Consider the following 16,573-nt stretch of genomic DNA (forward strand, 5'->3'; position numbering starts at 1 on the left):
TTTACCGGCGAAATCTTTCAACACTGTTGTTCGCTAACAATGCAGTTGCGGCCTTCTTCTTTGGCCTGATAGAGTAAACGGTCAATAACGGAATAGGTATAGGTGGTATCGACTTCCGACACCTTATTACAATATAGCGCGCCGATAGACACTGTCATCACCTTATAAGGCGACATGGCATTTTCAATATTTAACCCGGCGACCAACTCCCTAAATCGCTCGAGATGCTTCAAAAACGCCGACTCTGATTCGTAATCACCAATTAACACAAATTCCTCACCCCCAACACGGAACAGCATGTCGTTTGCGCGGCAAAAATGCCTAGTCGCCAAGCCGGCCACCTGTACCAGCACTTCGTCACCCTGCTGATGCCCATACTGGTCATTAATACGCTTGAAATAGTCGATATCGAACATTGCAATCGCAAACGGAGATTTATTGCGCTCGGCCTTATGCAATAAAGGCTCAAATAACTCATTTAATTGGCGGCGGTTATACAAGCCTGTCAAGGCATCGCGAATCGCAACTTCTTTTAATTTGACCTTATCGGTAATATCAACTCTTGTAGTCCAAACCCCGACCACTTTCCCATATTTGAACTCCGGTACCATCGTGATCGCCACCCAAGAATCCTTGCCATTACAGCCGATGGAGCGAACTTCTCCGCTAAAGGTTTTGCCTTGCAGAATGGTTGCAAATACCTTTTCATATAATTCGGGATCTTCTTCCGGATGAATGAATTTCTGATGCAACTGCCCTATTACATCAGACTTTTTACAACCCACTAACGCCATAAAAGAGTTACTCGCCCATTGGATAGCACCGCTTGCATCGGTATAAGTTGCAAAAGAAAGTTCATTGATACGATTGATATAAAGACTCTGGCGACGTTTCTGTTGGTAGAACCACCACGACAACCACAGCAAAACGGACGCAATTAAAATCGATGCCAGTATCACCTTAATAAGCGTGCCGTGGTCGGTTGTATTCAAAACCTCAAGCTGAAACCATTTTTTATAAATATTATTGCGCTGCGTTTCATCGATACTCGCCAAAGCTTTCTGCATTATCGATAATAGTTCAGGCTCTTTATCAGTGGTGCCAATCGCTAAATCAAAACGTATACCGCTATCCCCGACCACTCGTAAACCATTTAACCCTTCGCGCTTAATCGCAAAGTTGATTGATGCTAAATTACCGGAAAATGCAAAGGCTTTCTTGTGCATCACGGCATACAATCCTTCAGTAACCGAAGCGACCGGCAAGGTATTAATTTCCGGATAATTGGTCTCTAACCACTCTTGAGCCCAATACCCTTTCGGCACAGCAATCGTTTTGCCCTTCAATAGATGATAATCCTCGACATAGCTGACCGATTGCTCGGCAACTAGCACCATCGGAAATGACAAATAAGGATCGGTAAAATTCATAAATTTTTGACGCTCAGGAGAAGCCACTGCACAACTGAGAACCTGTGTTTCACCGCTTTGGGCATCCATTAAAACTTGGTTCCAAGTAGCCGCCCTGCTTGGTTCGAACACCACGCCTAGGCGCTGTCCCATTAATTGAAAATAGTCTGCCGATATACCGTGCCATTTGCCCTTATCATCAATATATTCAAACGGCTCCCAGCTTGGATCGACACCAACTTTAATCACTGGGTTTTCACGCAGGAACTTACTCTCGGCATCGGTCAAATACAGGTTGTGACTTTCAAAAATAACCTTATGCGCATCAAAATCTTGCAACTGCTGTTTGCTAATAAAACCATGTTGCTGCGCTTCCAAAGCCTGAGCCATGATCTTGAGAGGGTTCAAGTTACCGATAGCAATATTTTCCAATTTTACAAAACGCTTCGTCATCTCCGCTTCGGCCAGTAACGCCTGTCGATCTTTATTCACCGGATAATGCTCCAGAATGTAATCGACAACAGCAACAGGATGTTGCAAAGCATATTGCCACCCGAGAATAGTCGCCTCACGCATCGCAGCCACAATCTGAGAATGGTTAGCAGCAAAATCATGATGAGTTACCAAAATATCGGAATAAGATTGAATACCAAAACTTTTCGGGTCGATCTCATAAAACTCGACGCCTTTTTGGCGTAGTCGATATGGCTCGTTGGTTTGAAATGCTGCGTACAAATCGACTTTCTTATCAATAAAATCCTGCAAATTTCCAGTGGGCGAAAGCATTTTGACCGGCAGATGAGCCACTTCATTAATTCGCTTAATAAAGGTTTTAATCAAAACATCGCCATAATGCATAACTTTGGCTCCGGAAAGCTGCTGTAAGTGTTCAATCGGAGTATGTGAGAGCAAAATCATTGGCGAATATTGAAAGGATGCCATCACCAAATCTAATGGCTTTCCTTTCGCCGCATCGATAACTACCGACGAATAACCAACACCGAAATCAGCACGCTTCGCCAGGACTTCATCTGTAGCGAGAATTCCCGGCTGCCAAGCCTTCAAGGTGACATCCAGCCCTGCTTGCCGATAGTATCCCTGCTGAATGGCCGCGTAAAAACCAGCAAATTCAAACTGATGCTGCCAACTAAGTTGAACTGAGACAGGAACCAAAGCAGAGTTTTTAGAAACAGGCGATTCCTCCGCTAAAATAGAGGCGCTAAACAAAACACTGAAACACAATGACAGGTAAAGAAAAATCGGAGGGAAGGGAGCTAGCTGCATGCAGTAAATTGTACAAAATGATATATGCGTACAACTTACCAGAAGTCAAATAACTTGGGAAATAAAAGGTTTTTTAAGCAAATAATTACCCGACAAATCGATTCGCTATTTTTGCCGGAACAAACCTAGGCTTGAACATAAAGATTCTGTTTAGCCCAACGCATGGCAGGAGGCACTTTCAACTCAACTGCACAACTGGTTTTTTCTTCAAAATCGCGCATCGCATTGTACGCCTCATCCAAGGTTGCAAACGCAGCGATTACGCTATCTCTATCCAGAATCACATAATCGTAACCATTAAATTCAATTGCATAGCGTTTCATGATTCATTCCTCCCTTGTCTTACTTGTGTCATTCGTTGCATCCCATGCATCTTTTTTGTTCCTATTGTCTTTAACGGCTGAAGCAAAGGTTTTGCCAGTTTTTAAGCAAATATTTTGCTGCTTTATTTAAGTTCAGGGAAGTGACAAGAAAATGAAAGGCTCTTAACAATTCGATGACAAATCACAGCATCACAAGAAGTGCCTGTAAAAAACAATACAAAACTTATACAATATTGATTCAGCATTTTTAAAGGACTAGCTATGCGCAACAGAGTATCTCTAGATAACGAAGCAATATCACGGATTATCGAAATGGCTTGGGAGGATCGCACTCCTTTTGAGGCGATTGAACTGAACTACGCTTTAAAAGAGGCCGATGTAATTAAACTAATGCGACGCGAATTAAAACCGAGAAGTTTTAAAGTTTGGCGTGAACGTGTCAGCGGCCGTAAAACCAAGCACTTGCAACTACGCTCAAAAGACATTTCACGCGGCTACTGTGCCACACAATACAAAATTCGCAGCGGTTGGTAAATTGCCTATAATAGCGGGCAATTTAACTATTTAACCGAACGCCGACATGCCTGAATTACCCGAAGTCGAAACCACTCGCCGCGGCATTGCCGATGCTTGTGACAATGCCACTATTGAGTCCGTTACTCTACGCGCGCCAAAACTACGCTGGGAAATCGAACCGGCATTGCCGGAACTATTGGCTGGACAACCGATTACTAGCTTAAGCCGTCGCGGCAAATACATTTTATTGCAAACCCCTCCTGGCACTATTTTGATTCACCTCGGCATGTCCGGCACTTTGCGGGTATTACCAAAAGATACCGCGGTCAAAAAACATGACCATGTGGATATCTTGTTAACAAGTGGACAAGTCTTGCGCTTGAACGACCCACGTCGTTTTGGCGCAGTCCTTTGGCACCCGACAGAAGCCGGCGACATCAACAGCCATAAACTATTGGGCAAACTGGCACCAGAGCCGTTCGATGAAGCTTTCAACGGCGATTACTTTTACGACAAAACCCGTAACCGCAATGTCGCCATTAAAACCATTGTGATGAATTCGGAAATCGTCGTCGGCGCAGGGAATATTTATGCCAATGAATCGCTGTTCTTAAGCGGTATTCATCCCGCCACTCCGGCAAAAACGCTCACTAAAGCACAGTGCCATACACTGGTAGGCAATATCAAAGAGGTGCTTGCCAAGGCAATTCAACAAGGCGGCACCACGCTAAAAGACTTTATGAGTCCTGAAGGTAAACCGGGCTATTTTGTACAAGAGCTGAATGTTTACGGCAAAGAGGGTGAACCTTGTCCGATATGTACAACAACCTTGGAAAAAGTGATACTGAATCAACGAGCCAGTTTTTACTGCCCGCAATGTCAGCCGAAAAAACGCGTCCGCGCGCCTAAAAAATAACGGCTATATGCTTAAGGAAAATAGCGCCAATCTTGGAAAAGCCCTTAAGCACAACATTTCGCGCTTGAGCAAAAGCCACTCTGTGCTTTACCATTAAGGTCTATTTTTTGGAGACACCAGTAATGAAAATTTCGTCGTGCTTTAATCGCTCACAGCCAAACACTTTGTCGAGCAAGCTGTTTAGCAAAGTCATCACGTCGATTTTCGCTCTATCCATACTTACTGTCGGTTTAAGCGGCTGTGAGCAAAAACCCAAACAAAACGCCAATCTATGGCCAACCGCCCAAAACTGTAACCTGCATAAAGGCCCTTGTAGCATCGAACACAATGGCTCTAAAGTCACTTTGCAAATTAATCCGCAGCCGATTCCGATTGCGCGCCCTCTCGGCGTACAACTCACCTTAGAAAATCTTAATCCAACTGAAGTACAGCTGGATATTTCCGGCATCAATATGTATATGGGCTATAACCGTGTTCCCTTAACATCAACCAAACCAAATCGTTGGGTCGGAACCTCGATGCTGGCATTCTGTACTGCCGAGAAAATGGAATGGCAGGTAACAGTGATGCTTGAGCAAGACGGTAAACAAATTCAAGTACCTTTCTTGCTGGAAACCTCAAACCGCGGTAGTTAATACCTATTGCCGGATTAGAAGTAATTTGCATGCCTCTAATCACCTTGCCTCGCGCTTTCCTCTCAATAGTTCACAAACTCTCTCAAGGATTTAGTCTGTTTTCAGCCCATTGAACACACAAAGTTTGCACATTTTGTTTGCATACTGGAAGCGAGTCGAGAGGACAGCATGACAAGTTTGCAAGCAATCCTCTCAATTGACCGCTAAGCCAATCATCTATCGCTTTAGCCGGTCGTTATAAAAAGAGGATGAGATTATGCAAACCTTTCAAAGCACTCACACAAACACTGTTCGCAATACCTTAATCGGTCTTTTCACCGGCGCGCTGCTTTTAACCAGCGGAGCTGCAGTGGCGCAAGAACATCGCACTAACGGCGTTTTATCGATTGATATCGAATTATTCGGCGGCCAACATAGAGAGCCACGCCAGCAACCGGCTCCACAGAAAATGCATCGCCATGAAAGCCGACATCGTTACGATGCCCACTCTCACAAACAGTCGCAACGCTATCAGCACAATCCTTATCAAGAACGTTACGGCAAACATGCCAAAAACAACCGCGATTATCGCTCTGGGAAATACCATCGCGTATCACCGTTGATTGTTTTAAGTCAGGATCTATTCCTATCGCCATTTCAAGACATGCGTTTAAGAGTGATTTTGGGAGATCATTGGGACGGTCATATGAACCGTAAAGAAGCACGCCAAGTCCATAAAATGTTAACGCCGAAACAGCGCCGTCAATGGAATCACTTAGGGTATTATTCAAATGTGAGTTGGCGTCATTAAACGCCGCTTGAGACAGCCCTAACGCCGGTGTGCAAATTGTACGACTGGCGTTGTTGTTTTAATCGTGACGATAAACCTTATAGGCCGAGATTAACAATAAGGCGGCAAGCATCAATAACAGCATATCGGTCTCAACAAAACTGAGCAGATAACCGCCTAAAGCCGCGCCAGCAATCGAGCCGAAAATCATCGCTAAAGCAAAACGTTTTTGCTCTACGACCACCGCAAAACGCGCATCTTTACGGTAACGCGCCAAGCCGGTCAACATAGTCGGCAAACTGACCATCATCGCTAAGCTGCCTGCAAGAATAATATCCGCACCAAACAGTAGCATAATGGTTGGAATCAGCAATTCACCACCAGCTACGCCCATCACCGACGCCACCACCCCTATGGCAAAACCGGCCGAAATGCCGAACAGTAAACGCTCAGTAAAACTCAATTGCCAATTCACCTGACCGGAAAACGAATGCCCCCAAATCAATAACGCGGCCATAGCTACAAGCAACGCGGCAATCAGTTTATACAGCGTCTGATTCGCCAGCTTGGTGACCCAATCCGCGCCCAGCCAAGCACCGATTAGACTGCCCGCCAGTAAAGTGAAGATAATTTCGTTATGACCCCACAATTCAGAAAACGGTACCACATCACTGCGGAATAGAATCGCCGAGGCGACCACCACCAAACTCATGACCTTATTCAGCATCACCGCCTGAATCGCGGCAAAACCGTAATAGCTAATCAGTAATGGCAAACGGAATTCGGCACCGCCAAGACCGATTAAACCACCGAGCGAACCAATCGCTCCGCCGCCAATAAAACTGTGCACAATACCACGTCGAGATTGCATTGGTTACTCCGCTAACACCACAGATTTAATCAACGCGAACAGCTTTGTGCCGACCTCTAACTGCAAGCGCTGTGCCGAATGCTCGGTAATCTCGGCAAATAGCTTCTGCCCGTCTTGCAACTGCAAGCGCACCAAAACCCGATGATTGTCTTCCGGCACTATTTTCAGAATTTCTGCCGGAAGATGGTTAATAATGCTCAACTGCTCAGGGTCGGATAATGCCAAGGAAACGTCTTTTGCCAGAACGCGCACGCGCACCGTGTCTTTTTTTAGCTCATTTAAATCCGATAACCATAGGGTATTTTGCCCCATCTGAATCGGGCGCAAACCTTGCTCAATCGCCTGTGGCGTCCCTTGCAGAACCGAAACCGCCCCTTCATCATCAAATAACGGAGAATCGACGCGCGATAGCGATTCCTGCAAAGTTTCAATACGTTCAATTGCACCGTCTTTCATAAAAACGATTTGATTCGCCAAACGCTCTACTTCCGCAGGAGCATGGGTGATATACAAAACCGGGACTTGGTAGGCAGCAACAATGTCTTCAATCAGCGTTAGCATCTCGGCTTTAGAACGCCAATCCAGTGCCGATAGCGGTTCATCCATACAGAGAATATCCGGACGCGTCAGCAACGCTCGCGCAATCGCCACGCGCTGTTTCTCGCCGCCGGACAAGAAATTGACGCCACGGTCGAGCTTATCGGCAATACCGACACGAGTGACGATTTCATCAAAATCAGCAGGCTCTACCGATTTTGGCAAACGCTTAACCGAATACATCAGATTTTGACGCACCGACATATGCGGAAATAGCGCTGCATCCTGAAACACAAACCCGATATGACGCTTCTGCGTCGCAAGCGCCGTTTTACCGTTTTGCCAACAGACATCGCCAAAATAGAGCTCACCTTCGGTATGCTTATCCAGCCCGCTAATGGCACGCAATAACGTGGATTTACCCGAACCGGAACGGCCAAAAAGAACCGTCACGCCCTCCAGCGGTAGTTCAAAAGCGCCAGAATTCAGTTCAAAGTTACCGAGTTTTAAATTTAAATTTCCACGTAGAGTTGTCACATCTAATCCAATACAATTCCATTTAGAGTGCAGATAAAAATCTAGCCATCAAGGCGCTCAGAGCGAAGTTTATTATTAATAAATGAGTGAATGAGCAACACAGAGGGCTGGATTTTTAGCGCAATCTAACCGACTTTTACGCCAAATCGTCGATTAATTCCATACACAAGCATCAACACAATAAGAGAGAAAATCAACATCATCGCCGAGAGCACATGCGCTTGGTCGTATTCCAAACTTTCCACGTGGTCAAAGATATCAATCGACACCATGCGCGTTTCACCTGGAATATTACCGCCAAGCATCAAGACCACGCCAAACTCACCTACGGTATGCGCAAAGGTCAGGGTTGCTGCCACCAAAAAACCTCGCTGAGACAGCGGTAAAACAATAGTGAAAAAACGGTCTAGAACATTAGCGCGCATGGTCGCAGCGGCATCTAATAATTTTTGCGGCACCGCTTCAAAAGCGTGCATCAAAGGCTGTACGGCGAACGGTAAAGAATAGAAAACCGAACCGACAATCAGACCGGTTTTAGAAAAGGTCAGCTGCCCTTCAAAACCAAAAAAGCGCAAAAACTCGGTCACATAGCCATTGGGGTTAAAAATAATCAGCAGATAAAACCCCAAAACCGTTGGCGGTAAAACCAACGGTAAGGCAACCAGCGCTTCTAATACAATTTTTGATGAATGCTGCATTCGTGCCATCCACCACGCTAACGGTGTACCAAGCAATAGAAGAATAAAGGTGGTCCAAGCAGCCACCTCCAGCGTTAACCAAATTGGGTCTAAGCTGACCTCAACTCCAAAAATCTCAATCATGAACCGATAAAAACTCTATTTAAAAATTAAGGCGTACTATAACCGTAAGACTGAATAATCTCGATCGCTTTTGGCGACTGCACAAATTCCATAAACGCTTTAACCGCGGTATTGTCTTGACCACGCTTTAGAACCACGGCACCCTGTTTAATTGGTGCGTAATCGGCTTGCGGCACAACCCAATACTCGCCCTTTTTGTAGATAGGGCTTTGCGGATCAACTATCTGCGATAGCGCGATAAAGCCGATTGGCGCATTGCCAGTTGCCACATACTGGAAAGCATGCGCGATACTTTCGCCATTGACGATTTTACTTTTTAGGCCGTCATACAAACCCATCTTTTTCACATAGGCTTGCGCACGTTCGCCATAAGGCGCAGTGCGTGGATTGGCCATCGCAATATGACGAAACTCAGCTTTTTTAAGAACCTCTAACGGCTGTTCTTTAACCGGATACTTGTCACTGTAAAGTGCAATTTGTCCCTGCGCATAAACAAAATAAGTCCCGTTCACACCAGTACCATCTTCAATGGTTTTTAGCGCACGTTTTTCATCGGCACCGAAAAAGGCATCAAACGGCGCGCCGTTTTTAATTTGCGCAAATAACTTTCCGGTCGGCCCAAAAGAGAACTTCAATTTATGCCCTGTCTCTTTAGTGAATTCGTCACCAATCACCTCAATTGTTTTAGTAAAGTTTGCTGCCACTGCAATAGTCGCTGTTTGCGCTAGTGCCGCACCACTGCTTACAAGCATTACCACCGTGCCAAATAGACCTGCTAAAAATGTATTTTTCATCGAAAACTCCAAATAGAATATAACTTTATATGTAACTTACTATATATCGAAAATTTTAAAAAAACCTGGATCTAAACCAGGCTTTCAATACGAAACGTTTAATCTGCCACTGCAAGCAGTACATGCGATGCCTTTACCAAAGCACAAGCGCTACCACCCACTTTTAAATCTAAGGCTTCAACCGAGCCATTGGTGACAATGGCCGAAATCTTATTGCCGCCTTCCAATGCAATGGTAATATCACTGTTTACCGACCCTTGTTCCAATTCAACAATCTCACCGCAGAACTGGTTACGAGCACTGGTACGCATACCCGCAACATCTTCAGAAATAATCACCCAACTGGCTTTAATCAGCGCATAAACGTCACTGCCGACGTCTAGATGCAAACGCTCCAAACTACTTGGCGTGATTTGCGCGACGACTTCAGTGGAATTTCCTACCGCCAGAATAACCTCACAGTTCACTTCGCCTTTTTGAATGGATTTAACCGTACCGTGAAACAAGTTACGTGCGCTGGTTTTCATGGAAATTTTCCTCATAATATCAAGCTGGCTGAGCATTCCCGGCGACAGCTCTTCCAGATGACGCATCCAATGTTGCATCTGTTCCTGAAAGAGCAAATAAGCGTTCAGCAACTGTTTGCCCGATTCAGTCAAAACCATTCCGCCCCCGCCGGCTCCCCCTTTTTGGGTATGTACCAATTTTTCACCGGCTGCTTCGGTCATGGCCTCAATCGCTTGCCACGCCCCTTTATAGGTGATACCACACGCTTTAGCCGCTTGTGAAAGCGAGCCAAGCGAGTCGACCTTATTCAATAGTTCAAGACGACGCTGCCCGGAACGGGTCTGGCGAGAACCAAGTAAAAACGACTGAACAAGTTGTTCCGGTTGATGTTTCTGCATTATTCAAAGCTTTATATACTGCAAGTAATAACGAAGCATTATAGTCAGCAAATACAATAACTGCAATGCTAAATCCGCTAGAATATTTATTCGTAATGTATCGAGCATTAAAAGGAGTTAATGTGCAACCTTGGTTAAGTAAAACTCTACAAATCTTGGCGCCAACCCTTACCAATAGTTCACTACTGGAAAAACTTTACTCAGCACTTGGCGGGTTTATCGGCATCTTAGCAGTGGCGATTATCAGCCATCACTACGCCGACCCGCAAAGCGCGTGGCTGATGACTGCTTCAATGGGCGCATCGGCAGTCTTGTTATTTGCCGCACCGCACGGTCCTATGTCACAACCTTGGCCGGTATTCGGCGGCCACATGGTATCGGCAATTACCGCTTTGACCTTCAGTCTCTATTTACTACCGTGGATTGACCCGCTGTTAATCCTCGCAATCACCGTCGGTGTTAGCATTTTCGCCATGTATGCGCTTGGCTGTCTACACCCGCCGGGCGGAGCAACGGCCTTAACGATTGTCCTCTCCGCAGAAAAAGCGCCAAGCACTGTCAACTTTGATTTTCTGGCCTTCCCATTACTACTTAATTTAGTGGTTATTTTGATTATTGCGGTTTTCTTTCACAGCCTTGGCAGCAAAAAATACCCTGTCTTTTTTGCCCAAAACACTTTCCGCAAACGGTCAGAAAACCAAGAACAAATGCCCGACGCTCTATCGCATGAAGAGTTTCTAAGCGCTCTGGCAGAAATAGACAGTTTTGTCGATATCAACGAACAGGAATTACGCCGAATTTTAGAGCTGACTCAGGTTTGTGCACCCACACAACCGCTTATCGCTGAACAGCTTAATTCCGGCGGTTATTACAGTAACGGTGCTTTAGGACGAGATTGGAGCGTGCGCCAAATTAAGGAATTGGTGGAAGACGATCAAGCAGTCGGTGAAAAACAGCTGGTGATTTTCAAACAGAAAGCCGGTTCGGAAAAACTAAAAACCGACTGCATTACTGTCTCTAACTTTCTAAAATGGGCTGCTTACGAGGTTGAACCAGCCACTTCCGGCTGGCAAAAGAAAATTAGTAAGCCGAAATATTAGTCAAATGACAAACCAACCAGATTGCTGAATGTTTTAATCACCAATTCAAGCAGTTTGTCATTGAATTCATATCCCGGGTTATGGCAAGAAAGGTGGTATTTCTGACCTTCTTGCTCGGACATTCCTATTAACGCAAAGGCGCCCGGTCTCTCTTGCAGGAAGTAGCTAAAGTCTTCCGATGCCATAATCGGCAACATCATGTCTACTTGATCAAAACCTTCGCCAAGATGATTTTGTAATACTTGGCGATAGTTGGCTGCTTGCTCGGGATGATTAATCGTCGCTGGATAGTAAGCCTTAACTTCGCTCTCCGCTGTCACGCCATAACTATGCGCGGTATCCTTAGCGATTTGCCCGATTAACTGCATTGCCGGTTGTAGCCATTTCGGTTCAGAAACACGAATACTGCCACGTAACGTCGCAGTTTGCGGAATCACGTTCGTTGCCGAACTATCGGTTTCAAACTGGGTTGTACTGATAACTACCGCGGCTTGCGGAGGCATACGACGACTGACAATCTGCTGTAAATTAAGCGCCATCGCAGCACCGGCCAGTAACGGGTCCTGGCACAGCTCCGGCTGAGAAGCGTGCCCGCCAAGACCGTGAACGTTGATTTCAAAACCACCATTGCCAGACATAATCGGGCCATCCGGACAAACTGCGGTACCGAATGCCAAAGCCGGCCAGTTATGCCAGCCGTAGATTTCATCGACGCCATCTAATGCGCCATCTTCAATCATTTTCTTAGCACCATGCCCGCCCTCTTCGGCTGGCTGGAAAACCAAGGTCACAGTATTACGCAGTTTATCTTCATGTCTTTTCAACCACAAAGCCGTGCCTAACAATACCGCCATATGGCCGTCATGCCCGCAGGCGTGCATTTTTCCCGGCGTTTTCGAGGCAAAGTCTACTTCGGTGATTTCATTAATCGGCAAAGCATCCATATCAGCTCGTAAGGCGATATTCTTACCGCCATACTGTTGTTTGGCCTGCGGAGCTATCTGTGCAATGGTGCCGTATTTTGCACAGACGCGCCATTCAATTCCCCAATCATCCAGACATTTACGAATACGCTCGGCAGTATTTTCTTCCTGCCAAGTCAGTTCCGGATGCTGGTGAAACCAGTGGCGTAGTTGTATTGCGACGTCTAAGACCTCATTCCATTGCATAGTGATGCCCTTTGTAAAATTCGACCGACAAAAAAAGCGCTCGTAAGGCGCTTTTTTAGTTTTGATACAAGCAGTGTAGCTTACATTTGCGCTTTAATCCACGCTTGCAGAGCTTCGGCAGAATCAAAATATTCGACCGACTTCACTTCTAGATTATCCAGCTGCATCGCAGTGACTTTATCTTCTTGTTTTGGCCAATCCTTTAGCATTTCTTCGTCATTCACCACAGCCATTTTAAAGGCGTAATCTTTCATTTTCGGAATCGCGAACAGTTTGGTAATCAAGCCCGGCATAGCAGAAACATCGGCAATATAAATACCGCCTTGCGCCGCTAAGTCCGTTAATTCAAGCGTATTTAACGTCTCTTTTACCAATTTACCGGCGTCTTTTTCGGAAGACAGCAACACCCATTTAGTCTCGGAACCAAAAGCAATTGGCTGTTCAAACTGATCATTTAACGATACTGTACCAAGAGTCTGTGCTTGAGCGGCAAAACTACCTAGCGTTAGCACAACGGCAAGCATGCCTTGTTTTAGAAAATTCATAAGGTTCTCCATTTAAGAATAGATATAAAAAAACCACAGCCGAAAAGATTTCGACTGTGGTTTTCTAAGCTGAGACTTATGCCCTACTTACAAAAAATTACAGAGATTTTTTGCAGAAGTAGAAGTCAGTACACTCATACTCGTTAGACTCAAGACGCGCACGCGCTTCGTCGATAGTAGCTGGAGGAGGAACGATTACTTTCTCACCTTCACGCCAGTTTTCTGGAGTTGCACAAGCGTTAGAATCAGAAGTTTGCATCGCTTTCAATAGACGAACGAACTCATCGATTTGACGGCCGTTAGACATTGGGTAGTAAACCATTGCACGTAAGATACCTTCTGGATCGATGATGAAGGTAGCACGAACAGCTGAAGTGTCTGCTGCTGCTTCGTGAATCATGCCGTAAGACATAGCAACTTTCATGTCTAGGTCAGCAATGATTGGGAACTGGATTTCTACACCAAATTTTTCTTTGATGTTTAGCGTCCAAGCGTTGTGCGAGTGGTGAGAATCGATAGATAGACCTAGTAGTTCACAGTTCATTGCATCAAACTGATCTTTACGCTCCTGGAAACCGATGAACTCAGTTGTACAAACTGGAGTGAAGTCAGCAGGGTGAGAGAAAAGAATTAGCCACTTACCTTTGTAGTCTTCTAGCGTTTTACGACCGTGAGTAGTAATTGCGTCGAACGCTGGAGCTGGTTTGTTTAGCTGTGGTAGGCCAACAGTTTGAGTTGTAACTTCCATCGAAGAATCTCCTAGATGTTGTTTTTAAGTAAAGTCCGGCTTAAATTCATAAGCTCGTTTAATGTGGCGATAAGATTAAACATCGAAGCGCCAAAAATCCAATAGGAATTTTTGAAGTGTATGATAGCCAAAAACTATCTTATTGAAAGCATATAATAAATTTACTGTATTAGAAGGGTTTAATACCGTCAATACAAATTCATCTTAAAACAATGCATTGCAGTGGAATGTGAAGAAATTATTGCGCGTGTTTGCTCTGCAAAGCCTTGGAAACAACCGGGTGCACAAATTCGGACACGTCGCCCCCTAGAGCAGAAATCTCTCGAACTAGTGATGAAGAGATAAAGGCATACTGCTCTGCCGGTGTCATAAACATCGTCTCGACTTCCGGCGCCAATTTGCGGTTCATTGATGCCAGTTGAAATTCATATTCAAAATCCGACACCGCACGAAGACCACGTAAAAGCACGTTGCCATCCACCCTTTTAACAAAATCCACCAGCAAACCACTAAAGCCGATCACCTTAACATTAGGCATATGAGCCACGACTTGTTTCGCTAGTTCGACACGCTCTTCCAGCGTAAACAGCGAGTTTTTATTACGGTTTTGCGCAACGGCAATAATTAAACAGTCATAAAAACGCGCCGCACGCTCAATTAAATCGAAATGGCCACTGGTAATTGGGTCGAAAGTACCGGGATAGACAGCTGTAATAGTCATAGGAATGTTGTTAACAAGCGTTATGCTCGGGTCTTAAAAGTTGAGACATATAATACAGAAATTTATCGCATTTGCGACACCGAACCCAAATTTGTATTGACCGTGTCATTTAAGGACATCGCCAAATCGTTATTGATCTTGTTTCGTAAACAGACCAAAACGCACTTGCGAAGTGGTCTTTTCTTTGCGACAAGACCAACCTTCCGGCAGTTCCGGCCAAGCAAGGCTTTTCTCTTGTTCAAGATAGAGTAAAGTCTGGTCGCTAACCCAGCCTTGGTCGAACAGGTTTTGCAACATCGTGTGCATCAAATCTTTATGAAACGGAGGATCTAAGAAAATCACATCAAACGGAATCTCGGCTGTGCTTTGCGCCCAATGCACAGCGTCAGTACAAATGACTTGTGCTTGTTGTGATTCAACTTTCAACGTTTGCAGATTTTGCTGAAGCTGTTTTTGCACTTTCGGCAAAGCATCTAGAAAGACCACTTTCTTAGCCCCTCTCGACAAAGCTTCGAGCCCGATAGCACCAGAACCTGCAAAAGCATCTAGGCAGCGTGCACCAGCAATATCAAATTGCAACCAGTTAAAAATAGTTTCACGCACTCGATCAGACGTTGGACGTAGTCCGTCGGCTAAAAGTACCGGCAACTTTCGACCACGAAAATCACCGCCGATTATGCGCACCTCACCCATACCTTGGGCATTTTTAGAACCAGTAGATTTTTGAGAACGACGTTGACGAGACATTTCAGAGAGACTTTGTAATTTACAGAACCGAATTATAACCGTAGAGGACAGTGACGAGAACAGCAACTTAATTTAAGGAAACACAGAACAAATCCAAATCGTCCTCAGGCAAAGTACAATTTTGGCTAATCAAAGCGGCTGTGCCGTCATGTCTAAACCTGACAAAACGGCCAACACCGCTTAGACAAATTTTACAAAGCCCTTGCCTCAACTTACTCCGTCGGGCGTCGAACTCTTGGTTTACTTAAAGCTCAAATCGCTTAATTCTTTCTCAAGAAACTCAGCAAAAACACGCGTTTTCATCGGCAGATAATTCGTGTTCGGATAGAGTAAGTTAATGCGATAGGTATTGCGATCGAAAGCGGCACGATATTCGCTCATCAAGTTAATCACTTCACCTGACGCCAACTCTTTGCCAATTAACCAATCCGGTAATAAAGAAACCCCGAAACCTTGCAGACAAAGTTCTCGCGCCGCATTAACATTGCTCGCGAAAATGGTTCTTGGAACTTCGACATCATGGAAATCCTGTTCGTCTTCGTAAGAGGTGAAATTCCAGACCCGATGTTCCAGAAAATGGATGATCGGAGTTTGCTCTAAATCTTTAAAATTGTGTATCGGGTAATCTTGTAAAAATTCTGGCGTAGCAACCAATTTCATATTGACCGTACTCAAAGGAATCACCACTAATCCGGTCTGCGCTTGCCCGCCGACGCGCACAGCAATATCAATTCGGTCACGCACTAAATCAAGCACTTCACTGTCAATTAAAATATCTAATTTGAGTTGCGGATGCTTTTTTCGAAATTTCTTTAAAACCGGTAAAATTTGCTGTTCGGCAAACCCTGGAGGAAAAGTCATCCGTAAAGTCCCCTGTACGATATTCTGGCTATCCAGTGCTTTGACTTGCGCTTGGCATAGACAATCTAAACCGGGTTTAATGGATTCACAATAAATCGCTCCTGCCTCAGTTAATTGCAGATGGCGAGTACTGCGTTCAAACAGTTGGAAACCGAGATGATCTTCTAAACCTTGGATCGTTCTAGAAATAGATGAAGCACTGATATTACGCTCTTGAGCAACTGCCGCAAAACTGCCTAATTTGACTGCCGCAAGCAAAATGGAAAGTTGTTCGATTTTAATCGAATCAAGCTGTGCCCCCATAGATAGACCTTATTTAAGAATGGTTATTTTTGTTGTCATTGTGGAGTGATTCTAACGGATTT

The 16,573-nt window shown here is 45.0% G+C and carries 18 protein-coding genes; 5 read left to right on the forward strand and 13 right to left on the reverse strand.

All coding sequences use genetic code 11. The features are described from left to right. Nucleotides 1–17: 17 nt before the first annotated feature. Together J3998_RS09940 and J3998_RS09945 are read right to left on the reverse strand one after the other, a co-directional pair. The gene (locus J3998_RS09940) at nucleotides 18–2,693 is read right to left on the reverse strand and encodes a diguanylate cyclase (protein ID WP_208150512.1); all 2,676 of its coding nucleotides are present in this window, start codon (nucleotides 2,691–2,693) and stop codon (nucleotides 18–20) included. A gap of 125 nt (nucleotides 2,694–2,818) precedes the next feature. Continuing rightward, nucleotides 2,819–3,016, reverse strand: coding sequence for a hypothetical protein (locus J3998_RS09945; RefSeq protein ID WP_208150513.1), 198 nt, complete (start codon nucleotides 3,014–3,016; stop codon nucleotides 2,819–2,821). A gap of 261 nt (nucleotides 3,017–3,277) precedes the next feature. Here J3998_RS09945 and J3998_RS09950 point away from each other — a divergent pair, with 261 nt between their 5' ends. The 4 genes from J3998_RS09950 to J3998_RS09965 all read left to right on the forward strand — a co-directional run bounded on the left by J3998_RS09950 (nucleotide 3,278) and on the right by J3998_RS09965 (nucleotide 5,873). Next, on the forward strand, nucleotides 3,278–3,550 hold the full coding sequence (locus J3998_RS09950; protein WP_208150514.1) for a TIGR03643 family protein: 273 nt from the start codon (nucleotides 3,278–3,280) through the stop codon (nucleotides 3,548–3,550). Between the two features lie 46 nt (nucleotides 3,551–3,596). Next, complete coding sequence (gene mutM, locus J3998_RS09955) at nucleotides 3,597–4,448, forward strand: bifunctional DNA-formamidopyrimidine glycosylase/DNA-(apurinic or apyrimidinic site) lyase (RefSeq protein WP_208150515.1); 852 nt, start codon at nucleotides 3,597–3,599, stop codon at nucleotides 4,446–4,448. Nucleotides 4,449–4,570: 122 nt separating this feature from the next. After that, on the forward strand, nucleotides 4,571–5,083 hold the full coding sequence (locus tag J3998_RS09960) for a hypothetical protein (RefSeq protein ID WP_208150516.1): 513 nt from the start codon (nucleotides 4,571–4,573) through the stop codon (nucleotides 5,081–5,083). A 256-nt stretch (nucleotides 5,084–5,339) separates the two neighbouring features. Further along, the gene (locus J3998_RS09965) at nucleotides 5,340–5,873 is read left to right on the forward strand and encodes a hypothetical protein (protein WP_208150517.1); all 534 of its coding nucleotides are present in this window, start codon (nucleotides 5,340–5,342) and stop codon (nucleotides 5,871–5,873) included. Nucleotides 5,874–5,931: 58 nt separating this feature from the next. On the opposite strand, the gene J3998_RS09970 is transcribed toward J3998_RS09965, so the two are convergent. The 5 genes from J3998_RS09970 to J3998_RS09990 form a co-directional block, all read right to left on the reverse strand. After that, the gene (locus tag J3998_RS09970; RefSeq protein ID WP_208150518.1) at nucleotides 5,932–6,723 is read right to left on the reverse strand and encodes a sulfite exporter TauE/SafE family protein; all 792 of its coding nucleotides are present in this window, start codon (nucleotides 6,721–6,723) and stop codon (nucleotides 5,932–5,934) included. Nucleotides 6,724–6,726: 3 nt separating this feature from the next. Next, complete coding sequence (gene modC / locus J3998_RS09975) at nucleotides 6,727–7,797, reverse strand: molybdenum ABC transporter ATP-binding protein (RefSeq protein WP_341829264.1); 1,071 nt, start codon at nucleotides 7,795–7,797, stop codon at nucleotides 6,727–6,729. 125 nt (nucleotides 7,798–7,922) lie between these two features. Further along, nucleotides 7,923–8,618 carry a molybdate ABC transporter permease subunit gene (modB, locus tag J3998_RS09980; RefSeq protein WP_208150519.1) on the reverse strand — a complete coding sequence of 232 codons (696 nt, stop codon included), beginning with the start codon at nucleotides 8,616–8,618 and terminating at the stop codon, nucleotides 7,923–7,925. 26 nt (nucleotides 8,619–8,644) lie between these two features. Continuing rightward, on the reverse strand, nucleotides 8,645–9,412 hold the full coding sequence (modA, locus tag J3998_RS09985) for a molybdate ABC transporter substrate-binding protein (protein WP_208150520.1): 768 nt from the start codon (nucleotides 9,410–9,412) through the stop codon (nucleotides 8,645–8,647). A 98-nt stretch (nucleotides 9,413–9,510) separates the two neighbouring features. Beyond that, complete coding sequence (locus J3998_RS09990; protein ID WP_208150521.1) at nucleotides 9,511–10,317, reverse strand: TOBE domain-containing protein; 807 nt, start codon at nucleotides 10,315–10,317, stop codon at nucleotides 9,511–9,513. 122 nt (nucleotides 10,318–10,439) lie between these two features. Between J3998_RS09990 and J3998_RS09995 the strand changes: the two genes are divergently transcribed. Beyond that, nucleotides 10,440–11,417 (forward strand): HPP family protein, encoded by a 978-nt coding sequence (locus J3998_RS09995; RefSeq protein WP_208150522.1) that lies wholly within the window; start codon nucleotides 10,440–10,442, stop codon nucleotides 11,415–11,417. Here the strand turns inward: J3998_RS09995 and doeB2 are convergent. The 6 genes from doeB2 to J3998_RS10025 all read right to left on the reverse strand — a co-directional run bounded on the left by doeB2 (nucleotide 11,414) and on the right by J3998_RS10025 (nucleotide 16,511). Beyond that, a complete protein-coding gene (gene doeB2 / locus J3998_RS10000) occupies nucleotides 11,414–12,586 on the reverse strand; it encodes a N(2)-acetyl-L-2,4-diaminobutanoate deacetylase DoeB2 (RefSeq protein ID WP_208150523.1) in 1,173 nt (390 codons plus the stop codon). The two genes, J3998_RS09995 and doeB2, sit on opposite strands and share 4 nt — an antisense overlap. A gap of 80 nt (nucleotides 12,587–12,666) precedes the next feature. Next, nucleotides 12,667–13,131, reverse strand: coding sequence for a hypothetical protein (locus J3998_RS10005; RefSeq protein ID WP_208150524.1), 465 nt, complete (start codon nucleotides 13,129–13,131; stop codon nucleotides 12,667–12,669). A 97-nt stretch (nucleotides 13,132–13,228) separates the two neighbouring features. Then, a complete protein-coding gene (locus tag J3998_RS10010; protein ID WP_208150525.1) occupies nucleotides 13,229–13,879 on the reverse strand; it encodes a peroxiredoxin in 651 nt (216 codons plus the stop codon). A 238-nt stretch (nucleotides 13,880–14,117) separates the two neighbouring features. After that, on the reverse strand, nucleotides 14,118–14,600 hold the full coding sequence (gene coaD / locus J3998_RS10015; RefSeq protein WP_208150526.1) for a pantetheine-phosphate adenylyltransferase: 483 nt from the start codon (nucleotides 14,598–14,600) through the stop codon (nucleotides 14,118–14,120). A 129-nt stretch (nucleotides 14,601–14,729) separates the two neighbouring features. Continuing rightward, entirely contained in the window at nucleotides 14,730–15,347 is a 618-nt protein-coding gene (gene rsmD, locus J3998_RS10020) for a 16S rRNA (guanine(966)-N(2))-methyltransferase RsmD (protein ID WP_208150527.1), read from the reverse strand. A 240-nt stretch (nucleotides 15,348–15,587) separates the two neighbouring features. Next, nucleotides 15,588–16,511 (reverse strand): LysR family transcriptional regulator, encoded by a 924-nt coding sequence (locus tag J3998_RS10025; protein WP_208150528.1) that lies wholly within the window; start codon nucleotides 16,509–16,511, stop codon nucleotides 15,588–15,590. Between the last annotated feature and the right edge of the window lie 62 nt (nucleotides 16,512–16,573).

The sequence above is a fragment of the Thiomicrorhabdus marina genome (genome assembly GCF_017571465.1).
In the GTDB taxonomy this organism is placed as follows: domain Bacteria; phylum Pseudomonadota; class Gammaproteobacteria; order Thiomicrospirales; family Thiomicrospiraceae; genus Thiomicrorhabdus; species Thiomicrorhabdus marina.